The sequence below is a fragment of the Paenibacillus sp. FSL H7-0918 genome (assembly GCF_038007025.1).
Lineage (GTDB): Bacteria > Bacillota > Bacilli > Paenibacillales > Paenibacillaceae > Paenibacillus_AQ > Paenibacillus_AQ odorifer.
In genome coordinates this window covers 19,699-37,745 of record NZ_JBBOWJ010000007.1, presented here as the reverse complement: position 1 = coordinate 37,745, position 18,047 = coordinate 19,699, and the positions used below count along the sequence as shown (strand labels likewise).

General features: G+C 44.6%; 17 protein-coding genes and 1 riboswitch. Of the genes, 15 read left to right on the top strand and 2 right to left on the bottom strand.

Going from position 1 to position 18,047, the window contains the following annotated elements; translation table 11 throughout:
• The first annotated feature begins 126 nt into the window (after positions 1 to 126).
• From icd to MHI15_RS30210, 3 genes are all read left to right on the top strand, one after another.
• On the top strand, positions 127 to 1,422 hold the full coding sequence (icd, locus tag MHI15_RS30220; RefSeq protein WP_036678918.1) for an NADP-dependent isocitrate dehydrogenase: 1,296 nt from the start codon (positions 127 to 129) through the stop codon (positions 1,420 to 1,422).
• Between the two features lie 80 nt (positions 1,423 to 1,502).
• Entirely contained in the window at positions 1,503 to 2,444 is a 942-nt protein-coding gene (gene mdh, locus MHI15_RS30215; RefSeq protein WP_341165236.1) for a malate dehydrogenase, read from the top strand.
• A gap of 127 nt (positions 2,445 to 2,571) precedes the next feature.
• Positions 2,572 to 3,000 (top strand): hypothetical protein, encoded by a 429-nt coding sequence (locus MHI15_RS30210; protein ID WP_036678923.1) that lies wholly within the window; start codon positions 2,572 to 2,574, stop codon positions 2,998 to 3,000.
• Between the two features lie 77 nt (positions 3,001 to 3,077).
• On the opposite strand, the gene MHI15_RS30205 is transcribed toward MHI15_RS30210, so the two are convergent.
• Positions 3,078 to 3,962, bottom strand: a complete 885-nt coding sequence (locus MHI15_RS30205; RefSeq protein WP_139330046.1) for an AraC family transcriptional regulator — start codon at positions 3,960 to 3,962, stop codon at positions 3,078 to 3,080.
• 293 nt (positions 3,963 to 4,255) lie between these two features.
• Here MHI15_RS30205 and MHI15_RS30200 point away from each other — a divergent pair, with 293 nt between their 5' ends.
• The 6 genes from MHI15_RS30200 to thiH all read left to right on the top strand — a co-directional run bounded on the left by MHI15_RS30200 (position 4,256) and on the right by thiH (position 10,554).
• A complete protein-coding gene (locus MHI15_RS30200; protein WP_341165235.1) occupies positions 4,256 to 6,322 on the top strand; it encodes a GDSL-type esterase/lipase family protein in 2,067 nt (688 codons plus the stop codon).
• A 237-nt stretch (positions 6,323 to 6,559) separates the two neighbouring features.
• A complete protein-coding gene (locus MHI15_RS30195; RefSeq protein ID WP_341165234.1) occupies positions 6,560 to 7,432 on the top strand; it encodes an SDR family oxidoreductase in 873 nt (290 codons plus the stop codon).
• Between the two features lie 87 nt (positions 7,433 to 7,519).
• A riboswitch (TPP riboswitch) is annotated at positions 7,520 to 7,621 on the top strand.
• A gap of 113 nt (positions 7,622 to 7,734) precedes the next feature.
• Complete coding sequence (locus MHI15_RS30190; protein WP_341165233.1) at positions 7,735 to 8,340, top strand: thiamine phosphate synthase; 606 nt, start codon at positions 7,735 to 7,737, stop codon at positions 8,338 to 8,340.
• Between the two features lie 38 nt (positions 8,341 to 8,378).
• Positions 8,379 to 8,582: a sulfur carrier protein ThiS gene (thiS, locus tag MHI15_RS30185; RefSeq protein WP_038569682.1), complete on the top strand. Its 204-nt coding sequence runs from the start codon at positions 8,379 to 8,381 to the stop codon at positions 8,580 to 8,582.
• Positions 8,583 to 8,637: 55 nt separating this feature from the next.
• On the top strand, positions 8,638 to 9,405 hold the full coding sequence (locus tag MHI15_RS30180) for a thiazole synthase (protein WP_340034240.1): 768 nt from the start codon (positions 8,638 to 8,640) through the stop codon (positions 9,403 to 9,405).
• A 33-nt stretch (positions 9,406 to 9,438) separates the two neighbouring features.
• Complete coding sequence (thiH, locus tag MHI15_RS30175) at positions 9,439 to 10,554, top strand: 2-iminoacetate synthase ThiH (protein WP_339190338.1); 1,116 nt, start codon at positions 9,439 to 9,441, stop codon at positions 10,552 to 10,554.
• Between the two features lie 83 nt (positions 10,555 to 10,637).
• Here the strand turns inward: thiH and yfbR are convergent, their stop codons facing one another.
• A complete protein-coding gene (gene yfbR / locus MHI15_RS30170; RefSeq protein WP_139330047.1) occupies positions 10,638 to 11,243 on the bottom strand; it encodes a 5'-deoxynucleotidase in 606 nt (201 codons plus the stop codon).
• A gap of 102 nt (positions 11,244 to 11,345) precedes the next feature.
• Here yfbR and MHI15_RS30165 point away from each other — a divergent pair, with 102 nt between their 5' ends.
• The 6 genes from MHI15_RS30165 (at position 11,346) to phoU (ending at position 17,950) form a co-directional block, all read left to right on the top strand.
• Positions 11,346 to 12,905, top strand: a complete 1,560-nt coding sequence (locus tag MHI15_RS30165) for a fumarate hydratase (RefSeq protein ID WP_340034600.1) — start codon at positions 11,346 to 11,348, stop codon at positions 12,903 to 12,905.
• A gap of 158 nt (positions 12,906 to 13,063) precedes the next feature.
• Positions 13,064 to 13,450: a VOC family protein gene (locus MHI15_RS30160; RefSeq protein WP_076124919.1), complete on the top strand. Its 387-nt coding sequence runs from the start codon at positions 13,064 to 13,066 to the stop codon at positions 13,448 to 13,450.
• A gap of 178 nt (positions 13,451 to 13,628) precedes the next feature.
• Complete coding sequence (gene pnpS, locus MHI15_RS30155) at positions 13,629 to 15,425, top strand: two-component system histidine kinase PnpS (RefSeq protein ID WP_076124920.1); 1,797 nt, start codon at positions 13,629 to 13,631, stop codon at positions 15,423 to 15,425.
• Between the two features lie 109 nt (positions 15,426 to 15,534).
• Positions 15,535 to 16,263: a response regulator transcription factor gene (locus MHI15_RS30150; RefSeq protein ID WP_036678951.1), complete on the top strand. Its 729-nt coding sequence runs from the start codon at positions 15,535 to 15,537 to the stop codon at positions 16,261 to 16,263.
• Positions 16,264 to 16,461: 198 nt separating this feature from the next.
• Entirely contained in the window at positions 16,462 to 17,217 is a 756-nt protein-coding gene (pstB, locus tag MHI15_RS30145) for a phosphate ABC transporter ATP-binding protein PstB (RefSeq protein ID WP_036678954.1), read from the top strand.
• 73 nt (positions 17,218 to 17,290) lie between these two features.
• The gene (gene phoU, locus MHI15_RS30140) at positions 17,291 to 17,950 is read left to right on the top strand and encodes a phosphate signaling complex protein PhoU (RefSeq protein ID WP_036678957.1); all 660 of its coding nucleotides are present in this window, start codon (positions 17,291 to 17,293) and stop codon (positions 17,948 to 17,950) included.
• Positions 17,951 to 18,047 lie beyond the last annotated feature (97 nt).

The following is an 18,047-nucleotide window of genomic DNA, read 5'->3' as shown; positions in this document are numbered from 1 at the left end:
TCCTAAAGTTTAGTAGAATGAACCCTAGAATATATGCAATAATGCATATTCATACGTAGAGAGTTTTGTTCGAGGCTTGTCCATGAGAAATTAAATCCCACAAAACTTTAGGAGGAATACACTCAAATGTTGAAACTAGAAAAATTCGATCTGCCAACAGAAGGCGAACAAATCACAATTAAAGATGGTAAACTGCAGGTTCCTAATCATCCAATCATTCCTTTTATCGAGGGTGACGGCACAGGCCGTGATATTTGGAAGGCTTCCAAACGCGTACTTGATGCAGCAGTAACTAAAGCTTATGGCGGCACAAAGCAAATCGCTTGGTACGAAGTTTTTGCTGGCGAAAAAGCCTTCAATACATATGGCGAATGGCTGCCAAATGATACTTTGGAGGCAATCCGTGAATATTTTGTAGCTATTAAAGGTCCACTTACGACTCCAATCGGAGGCGGTATTCGTTCATTGAACGTAGCTTTGCGTCAAGAGTTGGATTTGTACGTATGTCTGCGTCCAGTTCGTTATTTCGAAGGGGTTCCTTCTCCTGTTAAACGTCCTGAGCTGGTGGATATGGTTATTTTCCGTGAGAATACGGAGGATATTTATGCAGGGATTGAATATCAAGAAGGTTCTGCTGAAGTGAAGAAAGTCATCGAATTCCTGCAAAAAGAGATGGGAGTTAACAAAATCCGTTTCCCTGAAACTTCTGGTATTGGTATCAAACCAGTATCCTCCGAAGGTTCAAAACGTTTGGTACGCGCTGCTATTGAATATGCGATCAAACACGGACGCAAGAGCGTAACGCTTGTGCACAAAGGAAACATCATGAAGTTCACTGAAGGTGCCTTCAAAAACTGGGGTTATGAAGTTGCTGAGCAAGAGTTCGGAGATAAGGTCTTCACTTGGAATCAATACGATGTGATTAAAGAACGTGAAGGTGAAGCTGCTGCCAATGCTGCTCAGAAGGATGCTGAAGCTGCGGGCAAAATTATCATCAAGGATGCCATTGCGGATATCGCATTGCAACAAGTTCTGACTCGTCCGACTGATTTTGATGTTATTGCTACCTTGAACCTGAACGGGGATTACCTGTCTGACGCGCTTGCTGCGCAAATCGGCGGTATCGGTATCGCTCCTGGAGCGAACATTAACTATATTTCTGGACATGCGATTTTTGAAGCCACTCATGGCACCGCACCTAAATATGCAGACAAAGATGTTGTGAACCCTGGTTCCGTGATTCTGTCCGGCGTAATGTTGCTGGAGCATCTGGGTTGGCAGGAAGCAGCAGATCTGATTTATAAAGGTATGGAAACAGCTATTAATAACAAAACCGTGACTTATGACTTTGCCCGCCTGATGGAAGGCGCAACTGAACTGAAATGCTCTGCATTTGCCGACGAGATTATTAATCACCTCTAAGATAGGCTGGCTCAACCTACTGAATATATTGAAGTTTAGCTAATACAAGCTATACCGACACCGTTCTAGGAGGAGAATCCTTGGCAATCAAACGTTATAAAATTACAGTTGTAGGTGCCGGTTTTACTGGTGCTACTACAGCTCTTATGCTTGCTCAAAAGGAGCTTGGTGACGTTGTGCTGCTTGATATCCCACAAATGGAGAACACAACCAAGGGGAAGGCACTAGATATGCTGGAAGCAGGTCCTGTACAGAAATTTGACAGTCAAATTACAGGAACCTCAAGCTATGAAGATGCTGCGGATTCAGATATTGTAATCATCACTGCAGGGATTGCCCGTAAACCTGGAATGAGTCGCGATGATCTCGTGAACACCAATGCAGGTATTGTGAAGTCGGTATGCGAGAACATAAAACGTGTAGCACCAGATTCCATCGTAATCATTCTGAGTAATCCAGTTGACGCTATGACCTATGCGGCATTTAATGCGCTGGGTTTTCCGAAGAGTCGCGTAATTGGACAATCCGGAGTGCTGGATACAGCCCGTTATAACACGTTTATTGCACAAGAGCTGAAGGTATCTGTTGAAGATGTACGTGGTTTCGTATTAGGCGGACACGGCGATGATATGGTACCGCTCGTAAGGTATTCCAGTGTCGGTGGCATTCCAATTGATACATTGATATCTGCGGAGCGTATTGATGAGATTGTGCAACGTACACGTGTAGGTGGCGGAGAGATTGTTAACCTCTTAGGAAATGGTAGTGCTTATTATGCACCAGCGGCTTCTTTAGTTCAGATGGCGGAAGCTATCTTGAAGGACAAAAAACGGATCATTCCGGTTATCGCTTTGCTCGAAGGAGAATATGGCTACGATAACCTGTTCATGGGTGTTCCGGCGTTACTTGGTGCCAATGGTATCGAGAAGATTTTTGAACTGGAGCTTACAGCTGGGGAAAAAGCGGCTTTAGATAAGTCTGCTGAATCCGTGCGTAGCGTAACAGCTGTGCTAACTGTATAGATTGTGACAGAGGTATGAAGAAACCCCCATTTTGTTCACTTAAAATGGGGGTTTCCTTTTCTTCTCAAGCAATAATGGGTATAATTAAATGTAACTATTATCACAGTTAAAACGGAGGAGATATGTTATGGATTGGAACGTGTTGTTTTTCTTACATATGATCGGAACCTTGGCACTTGGCTTCTACCTTGTGCTACCCTTCATCCTAGGACGTGCAGAGAAACTGTCGTCTGGGGCTAAAGAAGGAACGTTAAGTGCAGTAACCGGATTTAATCGTTTTGCGCAGTATGGATTGGTGATCCAACTCCTTACAGGCGGTTATATGATGACCAAAGGTGATTATTCAGTAGCGTGGATGATTATTGTTGTTGTGTTATTGCTAGCGATGTTTGCACTTGGCGGTATTATGAGCAAGCCTTTGCGTCTTGCAGCAGCTGGAATACGTGAGAACCGCGACGTTAGCGCAGAGACTGGAAAATTGCGCACACTTAGTGCACTGCTTACGGTGTCATTGCTACTAATGGTATTCTTCATGGTGTTTAACGACATAGTTTAATCTATAGCGAATTATACCCGCCTCCGTAATGGAGAGCGGGTTTTTCGTATGTTCCGGTAATTTATCTTCATAAAACGTTAATCCCTGATAGGATTCGTATAAGATTTCGGCCGGTAATTTAACGGAGAAACACCCGTCCATCGTTTGAATTGTCGGCTGAAGTGGCTCTGGGAAGCAAACCCGAGTTGTTCAGAAATCCTCTGTATTTTTAAATCGGTATGAAGCAGCAAATGTTTTGACTTCTTTAATCTTAGGTTAGTTATGTACTGCCTAGGAGATATCTTATATATCTTTGTAAACAACTTATGGCACTGCACCCGACTTAAGCAAAGCTGCTCAGCAATCAAATTAACCGTGAGCTCCGGCAAATGAATATTGGCTGCAATATATTTTTCGATCTGATGAGCAGTTTCCACCTCGTACAAAGAGTTTGCTTGTCGCGCTGTGTTGGAATTCTCCGAATTCGAGAGCTGTACATCAATGAGTTCAGTCAAAATCATCAGGATGATCGCTTGCAAACGAAGCCTTTCTTTTACAAGAATCATTTCTTCAATTTCCTCGGGAAATCCAGTGGAGGCCGTCGTGGCGAGAATATTGTTCTTAATAAATTCATCCAAATGTTCCAGTTGGTGATTTAATCCCGAATGCTGCATTTGCTGGTTATTCCATTTCTGTACAGCCTGAGACTGAAACCATTCACGAAACTTTAAATCGTCAATATCGAAATGAAAGGAGAGGTAGATATAGTTGCTCAGGCCAGAATTAACTACATAATGACGTAAGCCAGGCGGAATAATTAACCAATCTCCTTTACCAAAGGCAATGGAACTTCCTTCTACATATTGATGGGAGTTGCCGTCGTAGCAATACAATAGTTCGAAGATTTTGTGATGATGATCAGGGTATGCCCACCCAGGTTCTGCTACACGATAATGAACACCGAACAGCTGCAGTGTACTCATAATGTTCGGAAAGCTGACTTTGTAAGCGATAGGAGTTCTCCTCCTTAGGATCAATAGGGATGTTCTTAATTATATCAAGGATACCTATACATATGACCATTTTGCAGTGTGAGCCGTTGATCATTCCATGGTTTTCGTTACAAAAGGTCAAAAAAAAGAATGAAATCATCATTTGAATCACTTTAGAGAACAGGGATAATGGAGGGACCTAGGGAAGTATTTCGAGAAACGGAAGGAAGTGTAATGAAGTGAGAAAGCTGTGTAGGAATATACTAATCTTATCTTCTTTACTTATGGCTTCATTGACTCTTACTCACGGTAAAACAGAGGCATCCCTATTAAAAGATGGGGCAGAGAGGCAACCTCCAACCCAAATTGCAAGCGTATACAAGTTCAATTTTACAAACCAAGTTAAAACAGGATATCAATCCGTTAGGTATGATCCTAATCGCGGTGCACAATTGTATGACTCATCTTTAGGTTATGGTTTTGTTCAAGAGACCAACGCTTTACCCGCCAGAGAAGTGCACACCGACTCAATTACATCCGATGGAACAGGTTTTTTCATCACAGAACCTATTTTTTTTGCTGAACCTAAATCTGAGAAAGATAATTATAACAACTACGGAATGGCGTTTCGAATGGATGCTCCCCCTGGAACCTACAACGTATATGTAAAAACGACTTCTGACGCAGAGGATGGGATCGTGTCAGTATCCGGAATGCAGACCAGCCGCTTGTTGAAAAGTGGACATTGGGACGCTGCAAAGCTTGTACCCGTCAAGCATACGGCTGTAGCCAAAGGGAAAGAGTGGACTTATACGTATGTAAACGGCCGTGACCATATAGATATTGAGATCGAACCGAACAAAGTGAACACAGCTGTGGGGATTGAGGAGATCATACTGGAACCGATTTTGCCTCAGCATAGAGCAGTTGGAGCTCTTCCGAATTTGTTTATACTTGGAGATTCTACTGTCAAGTCCTACACCTTCGACGAAGCACCAATGAGTGGTTGGGGCCAGATTATTGGCAGTATGTTTAATCAACATAAATTGAGTGTAACTAACTATTCCATGGGGGGACGCTCGTTTAAAAATGCCTATACAGAAGGTCGACTGAACGACATTTTACTGAATGGCAGCATTGGGGATTATGTGTTTATTCAATTCGGACACAATGATGAGAGCGCAGATGAGTTCAGACGTTACGGCAGAGGTTCGACAGAAGCAATGTATGAAAATTACCTTAAAGAAGTCTATCTCCCTGCGATTCAAGCCCGGGGTATGATACCAGTACTGGTAACCCCAATGTCCAGAATTAAAGGGAATGCAAGTCCGGGATATATCTATGAAAATTCTTTTAAATCAAGAAAGTTTGTAGATATTCTTAAACGGGTCGCAGATGAATCTGGAGTTACACTTATTGACCTTAACTCGGAAAGTCTGAAATATTATAACGAGATCGGTGTAGAAGCAATAACAGCCCTCTTCATGTCTATTGAAGCCGGAGAAACGCCAGGCAAAACAAATGACGGAAGTTACGCTAATGGGCATCCTTCAAAGAAAGTCGATGGGACTCATTTTAAAGAAGCGCTCGCCAAACAATTTTCACGGATGATTGTCACGGAGCTTGTAGAGAAAGGTGCTACTGGCGATTCTACTGCTGCCTCCATTACTCCTTACCTTAAAGGGAACGTTAAGCATGCGGCACTAACAGGGAACTGGGGTAAGATTTTTCCGGAAATAACGAATGATACGACGACTGGGGAAGCTGCTTATTACCGTAATCAAATTGAAAAATTAATCCAGCTGGGAGTAATGGGCAAAGACCGTCAAGGGAATTTTAATCCGGATACGGAGATGACAGTTGCTGAATTCACACGCAGTATTTCTAAGTTAATGAAAGTGGAAAGATCAGATCTTGCCTATTATCCGAAAGGTAAGCTGTCACGTGAAACGATGGGTGCTATTCTCTATGACGTTTACCAAATAAAGTTTGCTAATAAACCTAAGTACATGACTGATTATAACGGCACAGCAGTAGTGCCAGGAGATCCTGGCTATGATTCGAATTTGGAGCCAGGAGCTAGAGGTGCGATGTACTATCCTCTTGTATCCTGGACGCAGCTTGTTGATACAGCGGACATTTCTCCTTATTTAATTTCAAAAGTGAAAAGTGCATATGAATTAGGACTCATTAGATCTGAAGTGGGGATTGCCAGAGGCGAAATGGTCAATGGGACAGAACTAGAACCTAAAGCTATAGTGACCCGGGAGAAAGCGGCCAAAGCTCTGTACTTTATGTGGGTGCTGGAACATGAAGTGAATGCAGAAAATCATGTTTCTTCTCTAAAATAGTCAGGGTGAACAATTCAAGGCACAGCAGCGATGCTGTGTCTATTTGTATGCAGTGAATTCCTCTCCACTTACAGCAGTATATCTCTCACGGTTGTTTATATCTACTTTCATTGTGGTAAGTAAGATTCGTAAAGCGATTTAAGAAAATGACAAACCCAGCGTATAAACGTGCATAGTTGTGCCATCCTAAGACGATCAGTTAACTATCAATTTGCTTAACGAGAGGAGATAGGGAAGATGTCAGGCAACAATAAACAAGCTACAAAAACCTTACCCCCACAGGAGCAGCATCATCAGCCAGGGATTGAGAGTGAAATGACGCCGCTGCCCAAATACGAGCCGGCAAATTATAAAGCAGCAGGTAAACTGCAAGACAAGGCGGCGTTAATTACCGGTGGAGACAGCGGAATTGGGCGTGCAGTTGCTGTGCTTTTTGCTAAAGAAGGCGCTGATGTGGTCATTTCATATCTTAATGAACACTCAGATGCAGAGGAAACTAAACGTCAGGTCGAGCAGGAAGGCCGCAAATGTATCCTAATTCCAGGTGATATCGGTGACGAGAAATTCTGTAAGGATCTTATTAAACAGACGGTGGAGGGCTTAGGAAAGCTTGATATTCTCATCAATAACGCGGCAGAGCAACATCCGCAAGCTAAGATCGAGGATATTACTTCCGAGCAGCTTGAGCGTACTTTCCGTACGAATATATTTGCGATGTTCTATTTAACAAAAGCAGCTATGCCTCATTTAAAAGCAGGATCTACCATTATAAATACAACTTCAATTACCGCTTATCGCGGAAGCCCGCAGCTGCTGGACTATTCATCAACTAAAGGAGCTATTCTTAGCTTCACACGATCCTTGTCCACGAATCTGGCAGAGAAGGGCATACGGGTAAACGGTGTTGCACCAGGTCCAATCTGGACACCGCTGATTCCCTCTACCTTTGATGCAAAACAGGTTAGCGAGTTTGGAGGTACACAGCCTATGAAACGGCCTGGACAATCAGAAGAGCTGGCACCAGCCTATGTATATCTGGCCTCTGACGATTCCAGTTATGTGACTGGACAGGTTATTCATGTAAATGGTGGCGAGGTAGTAAACGGTTAGATCAGTACAGCTAATGTGAATAAATGGGTGTATTTCAATAAAAAAATATGTTACTATAAACCACGTTAGCATTTTAAAATTGTATATTTATGTCACTAGGGGTGCCGATTGGCTGAGACGGAATGGATTTCCGGACCCTTTGAACCTGATCTGGTTAAGACCAGCGTAGGGAAGTGGAGAACGAATTTCTGTTGTCGGGCTATTTGTAGTGCCGTCTATATACAGATTCTGACTGCCTTCCTTACGGGGGGCAGTTTTTTTGTTTTTTACTGACCTACAGGGAAGTGAGAGAGGAGATCGTGATGTTGCAAGCTGAGATCCATCTAATATCAGACGGCAAGCTACAGCTGAGACATTTTGTTGAACTAGCTGTCACGGTGCAGACATGGGTCGATTATATTCACCTGAGAGATAAGCAATGTCCTGCATGCGAACTGCTCGCTGCGGCACAGAAGCTGTTGGCTACCGGTATGCCCGCTACCAAACTGATAATCAACGACCGGATCGATGTAGCCTTGGCAGCTGGTGCCGCGGGGGTTCAGTTGGCTTGGCACAGTCTGAGTCCGGTTACAGCCCGGCGAATTGCACCTCAGCTTCGGCTGGGGAGATCGGTTCATTCTCCGGTAGAAGCGGCGAATGCCTCAGAGCAGGGAGCTGATTATTGCTTGTTTGGTCATGTATTTCCCTCGGATAGCAAGTTAGGGCTGCCCGCACGTGGGTTAGAGCTGCTTGCAGAAACGGTGAAGACCAGCTCTATTCCTGTAATTGCGATTGGCGGAATTAGCCCCGCTAATGCGGCGCAGATCATTAGACAAGGTGCGGCAGGAGTTGCTGTGATGTCCGGTATTTGCGGAGCGGATGATCCTTATGAGGCCGCCAAAGCTATTCATAAGGCGGTTCATTCATAGCCTGGAGGTAACAGCATGGGCGAAGGGGGTGATTCAGAATGAAGCTGTTGATTAACGGGAAATCCGCAGAGTGTTCTGGTGGTATTCAAACTATAGCTGATTTGATCAGTCTTCCTGAGTGGTCGGGTCGTCTGATGATCATTGAGCTGAATGGAGAAATTGTCAGTAAGGAGAATTATGAAAGTACTGCTCTGAGCGAGGATGATCGTTTGGAACTGGTGCACTTTGTTGGTGGGGGTTGAGATGGAGCGGTATAGAATTTTGAGAAATTTATACGAACCAAAGGGAGGTAATTTCATGCATGACCCGTTACATATTGGCGGCATCGAATTAACCAGTAGATTATTTATCGGAACCGGAAAATATAGCCGGAATACGCTGATCCCCGAAGTGATCGCAAGCTCTGGTTCTCAGGTGATTACTGTAGCGCTTCGCCGAGTGGACCCGCAAGGTGGAGCAGAAAATATCATGAACCATATTCCCGGCCACATGACTCTTCTGCCTAATACCTCAGGAGCGCGTACAGCGGAAGAGGCAGTCCGTATTGCAAGATTAGCAAGAGCTGCGGGACTGGGGAACTGGGTCAAGATCGAAGTGATCAATGATCAGAAATACCTGCTTCCAGATAATCTGGAGACCATACGAGCTACAGAGATTTTAGCAGCGGAGGGTTTTGTAGTATTGCCATATATGAGTCCGGACCTTTCGGCTGCTTTACGTCTGAGAGATGCCGGTGCTGCTGCTGTGATGCCGCTTGGTGCGCCGATCGGAACGAATCGCGGCCTGCGCACCAAGGAGCTTGTGCGTATTCTTATTCAAGAAGTGAATTTGCCGATTATTTTAGACGCCGGAATTGGCAAGCCCTCGGAAGCGGCGGAAGCAATGGAGATGGGGGCCGCTGCTGTTCTGCTTAATACGGCTATTGCAACGGCACGTAATCCGCTCGTCATGGCGGAAGCGTTCCGCGAGGCGATATCCGCTGGCCGCAAAGCTTATTTGGCAGGACTCGGTCCTGTAGAAGAAGTTGCTTTTGCTTCGTCACCGTTGACTGGATTTTTGAACTGAATTTGATAGGTCACGAAAGGAGGGAAGATTAGCATGAGCTTTTTTGACACACTGGCCCGCTTGGAGCAGTATCCTTATGAGCAACTGTGGAAGGAGTTCCGGGAGGATGACGTTAGGCGGGCGCTTGGAAAAGACAAGCTGAACGAAAATGATTTGCTGGCATTGCTCTCTCCGGCAGCAACGCCGCTGCTAGAGGAGATGGCGTTGGCTGCACAGCGACTGACCCGTGCACATTTTGGTTATTCGATGCAGCTGTTCACACCGATGTATCTTGCGGATTTTTGTGTGAATCATTGTACCTACTGCAGCTTCAGCTCCATTTATGATTTTCCGCGCAAAAAGCTGTCCTTGGAGGAGGTTCGCAGGGAGGCTGAGAAGATTGCAGCTACAGGTCTGCGGCATATCCTCATTTTGACTGGTGAATCGCGCCGGGAGAATCCTGTCTCATATATTAAGGATTGCGTAGATGTACTCAGGGAATTTTTTTCCTCTGTCAGTATTGAGATAAATCCTCTATCAACTGCAGAATATAAAGAGCTTCTTCAAGCAGGGGTGGATGGATTAACACTATACCAAGAGGTGTACCACCAGGAGACTTACAGAAAGCTGCATGTTAAAGGGCCTAAAAGAAACTACCGGAATCGCCTGGATGCACCTGAACGCGGCTGTCAGGCAGGTTTTCGTTCTGTGAATATTGGTACGTTGCTCGGGATGTATGATTGGCGGCAAGAGGCATTCCAAAGTGCCATGCATGCCCGCTATTTGCAGGATCGGTATCCAGATTGCGAGATCAGTCTGTCACCTCCGCGGTTTCGGCCTTATTTAGGGGAATTTAACCCGGAGTGTGATGTTACCGACCGATCGCTAGTGCAGATTATTTTGGCATACCGGTTATTTTTACCCCGTTCGGGCATTACTTTATCTACAAGAGAGCCTGCCTCTCTACGCGATCATTTAATTCATCTAGGAATAACTAAGATGTCAGCCGGGGTCACTACTGAGGTGGGCGGTCACACTAATGCAGGGGGAACTCCGCAATTCGAAATATCCGATAGCCGTAGTGTGCAGGAGATTACGGAAATGCTATATACGAAGGGTTTGCAGCCCATTTTTAAAGACTGGGATATCCTGACCGAATCAACAACGTAACGCTTGTATTATCAATTATTAATCACTAAATGGACCCCTGCGAGATTCATGCGGAGGTCCATTTTTTATTGTATAGAGGGTGTTTAGTTTCCGGCAGAGAGCTCATCGAGAGACATTTCGAAACTCGGTGCCATATGAGTCAGAAAATAATCCACTTCCTGCAGGTCAAGCCCACGAAGTTTTGCTGCTGTCTGCTCCTTCGCGGCGGCAAATTCTCGGTTTCCTGCAGCAACTTCCCATACGCATTTCAAATAAGCATCCAGCCGATCAGCGGCTTTCACATAGCTGTGCAGCAGAATGTCCTCTGAATCGGGAGGGCTGTCTTCCGGCCGTATAAGCTGAGTGTAGATGCTTTTCAGCTCTGATGGAATCATTCCAGTTAAGCGATCAGCCGCAACTTTCTCCATTTCGCGGAAGCTGGTGAGCAAGCGAGGATTGTTGTATTTTACCGGCGTGGCGATGTCACCTGTGAACACTTCGCTGGCATCATGGAACAGAGCTAGGGTTGCTGCTCGTTCTGCGTTTAGTGAACGTCCAAAATGAACATTACCGATGGAACAGAGCATATGTGTGAGCAATGCAACATGAAAAGAATGCTCAGCGACGTTCTCCGGTGCGGTGCTGCGCATCAAGCTCCAGCGCTGAATATACTGAAGACGATATAGATAGGCAGAAAAATGGTAGCTCAATTTTAAAGTAACCCCTTTCATGCGGTGCTAGGTATGATATTATTATACTAATTGTATCAAACTTTAGATAACCTGGAACTGCCGAGAGGAGCTTGAATGAAGATGCAGCATTTTGAAGACAGTATTTATAACCTTATCGTAGAAACTTCCACGAATTTGCCGGGAGATGTACGCCGGGCAGTTGCAAAAGGTCGCGCGCTGGAAGACAGGGCTACCCGGTCCGGTCTTGCTTTAACCACGATTGCGCAAAATATCGGAATGGCTGAGCAGCAAGTGTCTCCGATCTGTCAGGATACGGGAATGCCTACATTTATCATTCACACCCCTGTGGGAATCAATCAGATTGAGATGAAAAAAGATATTCATAATGCCATTGTACGAGCGACCAAGAATGGTAAACTTCGTCCCAATTCTGTAGATTCATTAACAGGTGAGAATAGCGGAGATAACTTGGGTGCAGGCACACCAGTCATTCATTTCGAACAATGGGAAGAGGATAAAATAGACGTTAGACTTATTCTGAAGGGTGGAGGCTGCGAGAATAAAAATATTCAATACAGTCTCCCGGCAGAATTAGAAGGACTCGGCAAAGCGGGTCGGGATCTGGACGGAATCCGTAAATGTATTTTACACGCGGTATATCAGGCGCAGGGACAAGGCTGCAGTGCCGGTTTTATTGGCGTGGGTATCGGCGGTGACCGTACGACTGGCTACGAGCTGGCTAAGAAGCAGCTGTTCCGCAAAGTGGAGGATGTTAATCCAATAGAAGACCTTAGTAAGCTGGAAGACTATATTATGGAGAATGCTAACAAGCTTGGAATTGGCACGATGGGCTTTGGTGGTGAAGTATCGCTGCTGGGCTGTAAGGTTGACGTAATGAATCGTCTGCCAGCTAGCTTTTTCGTATCTGTTGCTTATAACTGTTGGGCCTTCCGCCGCCAAGGGGTGCTGGTTGATCCATCCACAGGCAATATAGAGGATTGGTTGTATGAGAGTGGTACAGGGATATCTGTAGATGATGAAGGGGCACATGAATCTGAAGCGGTAATTGCTGAGGGAGCTAACAGCCCAGCCTCTGAATCGCGGGAAGTACGTCTTACAACGCCGATAAGTGAAGAGGATATCCGTAGTCTGCGTGTTGGAGACGTGGTTATTTTATCCGGTGAAATGCATACAGGCCGTGATGCTTTGCACAAATATTTAATGGATCATGAGTCTCCGGTAGATCTGGAAGGGGCTGTGATTTATCATTGTGGTCCTGTGATGATGAAAGATGAGGAAGGCTGGCATGTAAAAGCTGCGGGACCAACTACGAGCATTCGTGAAGAGCCTTATCAAGGCGATATTATCAAAAAATTTGGAATCCGTGCAGTCATCGGAAAAGGTGGTATGGGTCCAAAAACGTTAAAAGCGTTACAGGAGCACGGCGGGGTATACCTCAATGCGATTGGTGGAGCCGCCCAGTATTATGCAGAGTGCATTAAGAAGGTCAACGCTGTTGATTTTATGGAATTTGGTATTCCTGAGGCGATGTGGCATCTCGATGTGGAGGGTTTTGCAGCGATTGTGACGATGGATGCTCACGGCAACAGTCTGCATGCGGATGTGGAAAAAGATTCTGCAGCTAAATTGACTCAATTCAAGGAGCCAGTGTTTAAATAAATGGGGTTACAACCGGTGGATAAGTCATGAGGAGGGCAGATTCTCTGAATGGCTTTTCCATGGGTTTTAATCAAATTATAAGGATTTATGTGTCCAGACTATAAATGATCCTTAAGGAACGCCGAAGGCGTTTTTACCTGTCTAAAGGAGGACAACGAATGGCACCACATTATATTAGAAATGGGTTTCTTAACGTTACGCCGTATTTTATTGCGGAAGATGCAGACCAATTGATAGATTTTGTTGTGCACTGCTTTGATGCCAAAATTATTGATATGCTGCGAAATGATGAGGGAAGGATTAGGCATGCCGAGGTCAGAATCGGTGATTCCATCATTGAGATTTCCGAAGCGAATGAAAAGTATTCACCGGTACAGCTTGCCATTCATCTTTATGTAAGAAATGTTGATGAGACCTACCGCAAGTGCCTGGATGCCGGGGCTTCTATTATTGAAGAACCACTGGATAAATCCTATGGAGAAAGAGGAGCAGGGGTTAGAGACCGTCAGGGTAATCAGTGGTTTCTTGCCACCCGTACAGAATAAACTCATGTGTTTTTACAAAAGTAATACAAAGTAACAGTCCAGAGTTAATCAACTCGGGCTGTTATTTTTATATAATCTACTCTGGGGGGCTTATGTCACGGTCATAGTCGTACTGGTATTTTGAAGAAAATGAAGTTAGGATAAAAGATACAATGATAAAGGGAGAGGCAAATTTCAGATGAAACCGTTTCGCGCTCGTCTTACGTTTATACTTATGGCCTTAATCGGTATTTCCATGATTGGTACTGGATTTACGATGGCTCATCTGTTTAAGAGCTCCCATATAACTGCTCTGGAAGAGAATATGTCCCGGGAAATAAGCTTGCTCTCAGGAACACTGGAATTTGTTGATATGAATTCTTCAAATGCGATCCCGTATTACACTGAACAGGCGGAGCATATTTCTAAACTTTTAGATTCTCGGATAACGTTTATTACAAAGTCGGGTAAAGTAATTGGCGATTCTGAGAAAAACCCCTTGGAAATGGACAACCACTCCAATCGTGAAGAAGAGATAGGGGCTGCGAAAGAGGGAACTGGACGGGCAATCCGTTACAGCGAAACTCTAAAGCATGAGATGTTATATGTGGCTGGAAAGGTAACTTCTGATCAGGGATTTGACGGCTATATTCGGGTCTCAATGGGACTTGATGCTGTAACGCAAGGTCTTAAGCATGCTTGGATGATCATGGCTGCAGGTCTAATTATCTTGTTCTTGTCAGCAACTATTGTGAGCTATAAAGTAGCTTCAAGCATGACTTCCCCGCTGGAGCAAATCACAAGAGTTGCCCGGCGGATTACCGATCTGGATTATGATGCCAGAGTTCATTTGAAGCGTAAAGATGAAGTTGGACAGCTGGCTACAGCGATTAATGCGATGGCAGACAGTCTTCAAGACCAGCTTAAGACGATTCGTGATAATGAGGATCTGCTGCAAAGCGTGCTGGATAATATGACGGGCGGCATCATAATGATCAATGCGGAAGAAGAGATTGCGCTGCTTAATCGAGCTTCAGAGCGAATGCTTGATGTCAGTAACGGTGAAATGGCGGGTCATTCGTACAAAGAGTTAAAACGGCATTATGAGCTAACCCGTCTGCTTGAAGAAGGGGTGTTAAGCCGGGAGCCGATTCATGAAGAACGAAGTATTTATAACCCAAGAGAGCGAATTGTACGGATGGACGCGGTTCCGATGATCCAGGATGGTACGTACAGAGGTATGCTTTTCCTATTGCAAGAGGTTACGGAAATTCGCCGTTTGGAGCGGATGCGTAGTGAGTTTGTAGCTAATGTATCGCATGAACTCAAGACTCCGGTTGCAGCGGTCAAAGGGTTTGCCGAGACCTTACTGGGTGGCGGAGTTAAAGATGAAAAGACGGCGAGATCCTTCCTGCAAATTATTTATGATGAGAACGAGCGTTTAAATCGCTTGATTGGAGATATTCTGGAATTATCTAAAATCGAATCTAAACGGGTGCAGCTCGATTGCTCACCGGTTCATATCATTGAATTCTTTGATTCCGTGCTGGGAACCATCAGTAAAGTCGCTGAGAAGAAAAACATTAGTCTTAATGTAGAGGTTCCTGAGGAGCTATTCATTGAGGCGGATGAGGATAAGCTGCGTCAAATCTTTATGAATCTTTTCTCTAATGCGATTAATTACACACATGAAGGCGGAAACGTAAAGGTCTACGTTAAGAGTCTACTGAAACCAGACGGCTCCGAAAATGTTCAATTTACTGTTAGCGATACAGGTATGGGGATTCCTAAAAAAGATCTGCCGCGTATTTTTGAACGTTTTTACCGGGTGGATAAGGCAAGATCCAGAAGCTCCGGCGGAACGGGATTGGGGCTGTCTATTGTGAAGCATTTGGTAGATATGCACCATGGAGTGATTTCAGTTGAAAGTGATTTGGGAATCGGCAGTTCCTTTGTGATTGAATTGCCTTTGCTGCAGGAAGAAAAGACCGATTAGATTTTTGTAAATTCACTTTTTCAATTTTACACTAAGTTAACATTACGGTGATATGATGGTTTTGTTGCTGTTTTGTAAAAATCAAACTATATGAAAGACGGGGGAACCTATGGCTCAACGATTGCTTGTCATTGAAGACGAACCGACACTAGCCCGGCTGCTGTCCTATAACTTAACGCAGGAAGGTTACGAGGTGACGGTAGAGGATCATGGAACGGCAGGATATGATCGTGCGACGAGGGAACCTTTTGACTTGATCGTATTGGATCTGATGCTGCCAGGAATGAATGGCATTGACATCCTTGATAAATTGCGTGGACAAGGTATCCGCACACCTATTATCGTATTAACTGCTAAAAATGCTGAAGAAGATGTGGTTAGAGGGCTGAAATCCGGTGCTGATGATTATATAACCAAACCTTTTGGGGTATCCGAATTGCTTGCAAGAGTGAGCGCTGTATTGCGGCGGATTTCCGGTCTTGCTGAGGAGGCTCCACAAGAGACACCTATATCTGCTTCTACGATCATTCTGGGACAACTAGAAATCTATCCTGAGCGGTATGAAGTTTCCCTAGGTGGACATAGCATTAACCTGCGACCTAAAGAGTTCGAGGTATTGTTATATTTGGCTCGTAAACCAGGGGTAGTGCTGACAAGAGATGATCTTATGAACGCTGTATGGGGCTTTGATTATATTGGTGGACAGCGCACCGTTGATGTGCACGTAAGTTCACTTCGTAAAAAGCTTGAGCTAGATCCAGAATCCGTCCATATCGATTCCATTCGAGGTGTAGGTTATAAATTAGTTGTTAACAAAAAGAGAGCTCCGGTCATTTAGCATGACTGGAGTTTTCTTCTTTATCCCGTTCATAAACAAGATTCAGGTGAGATTACACGCCGAATTGTAGGGAATACTATCACGTGGACTAATTCATCTTCACCAATTTTACATTGCGTTAACATTTCTCTCCAACTGTATTTACATTAAAAGCTTATTATGGAGAACGAAGATGATGAGAAGGAGACGTAAATACTAATGAAATCCATCATTGACATAGAGAAACTTGATCTCTACTATGAGTCATTTCACGCACTGAAGAATGTGAATCTGCAAATTCCGGAGAAACAGGTTACTGCTTTTATTGGACCTTCCGGTTGCGGAAAATCCACTCTGTTGCGCACGCTGAATCGTATGAATGATATGATTCCTGGTACACGTATTGAAGGAACTGTAAACATCGGTGGCAAAAATATTTATAGTGACGAGGTAGAGGTAGAAAGCCTGCGTAAGCAGGTGGGCATGGTATTCCAACAGCCCAATCCTTTTCCAAAGTCGATTTACGACAATGTAGCTTATGGTCCTCGCCTGCACGGCATTCGTTCAAAGAGCGAACTGGATGAGATTGTAGAGCAAAGTCTGCGTCATTCCGCGCTGTGGGAGGAAGTTAAAGATTTTCTGAAAAAATCTGCCCTTAGCTTGTCCGGCGGACAGCAGCAACGGCTGTGTATCGCCCGAGCTTTGGCAGTGCAGCCGGATATTCTGCTCATGGATGAGGCAACGTCTGCACTTGATCCTGTGTCTACGCTCAAGATAGAGGAGCTTGTACAGGAATTAAGAAGTAAGTATACAATCGTTATGGTTACTCATAACATGCATCAGGCGGCACGTGTATCTGGTCGAACCGTGTTTTTCTTGAATGGTGTAATTGTAGAGGCGGCGGATACAGAGGTGTTGTTCTCTACTCCTAAGGATTCCCGCACCGAAGATTATATTTCTGGACGTTTCGGCTGATACGGGCTACAAGGGCGCTCGTCCTTGGAAATGGCAAGCTGACCATACATTAATGAGGAGGATCGCTCTTACTATGATTCGCAGAAAAGAATTTGATAAAGATTTGGAAGAGCTGCGCAGTCTGCTGCAGCAGATGGGTGAACATGTAATAGATGCTCTTGGTGGAGCAATTGTTGCTTTACAGAATCTTGATACTGTGCGCGCTCAGGAAATCATTAAAGCAGATTTGCAGCTGAATGCCATGGAAGATAAAATCATGGAAATTGGCTCACGGCTAATTATTACACAGCAGCCTGTAGCAAAAGATTTGCGCCGCATTATCGTTGCTTTCAAAATATCTAGCGATTTGGAACGTATGGGTGACTTGGCTATTGATGTTGCGAAAGCAACTATGCGCATCCATGGACAGCAGCTGATCAAGCCGCTTGTAGACATTCCACGTATGGCGGAAATTGTGACGACCATGATTGATGAGGCTATCCAGTCTTATCTGGATGAGAACACGGATCTGGCTTATAGAATGGCACAAGATGATGATCAGGTCGATCAATTATATGGTTCGATGATCAATGAGCTATATAGTTATATGGTGGCAAAACCGGATTCTGTATCCCAAGCTATGTTATTAACGCTGGTAGGCCGTTATATTGAACGGATTGCCGATCATGCGACTAACATTGGTGAGAGTGTTGTTTATCTGGTCACAGGCAGCCGTCCGGACTTGAATCAGTAATTTGCACTTACACAGCTTTTGTTATATCTTTAGTTAAACTAAGTAGCCGCCCTTTTAAAAGGGCGGCTACTTGTTGTATATCCTTAACATATCAGCT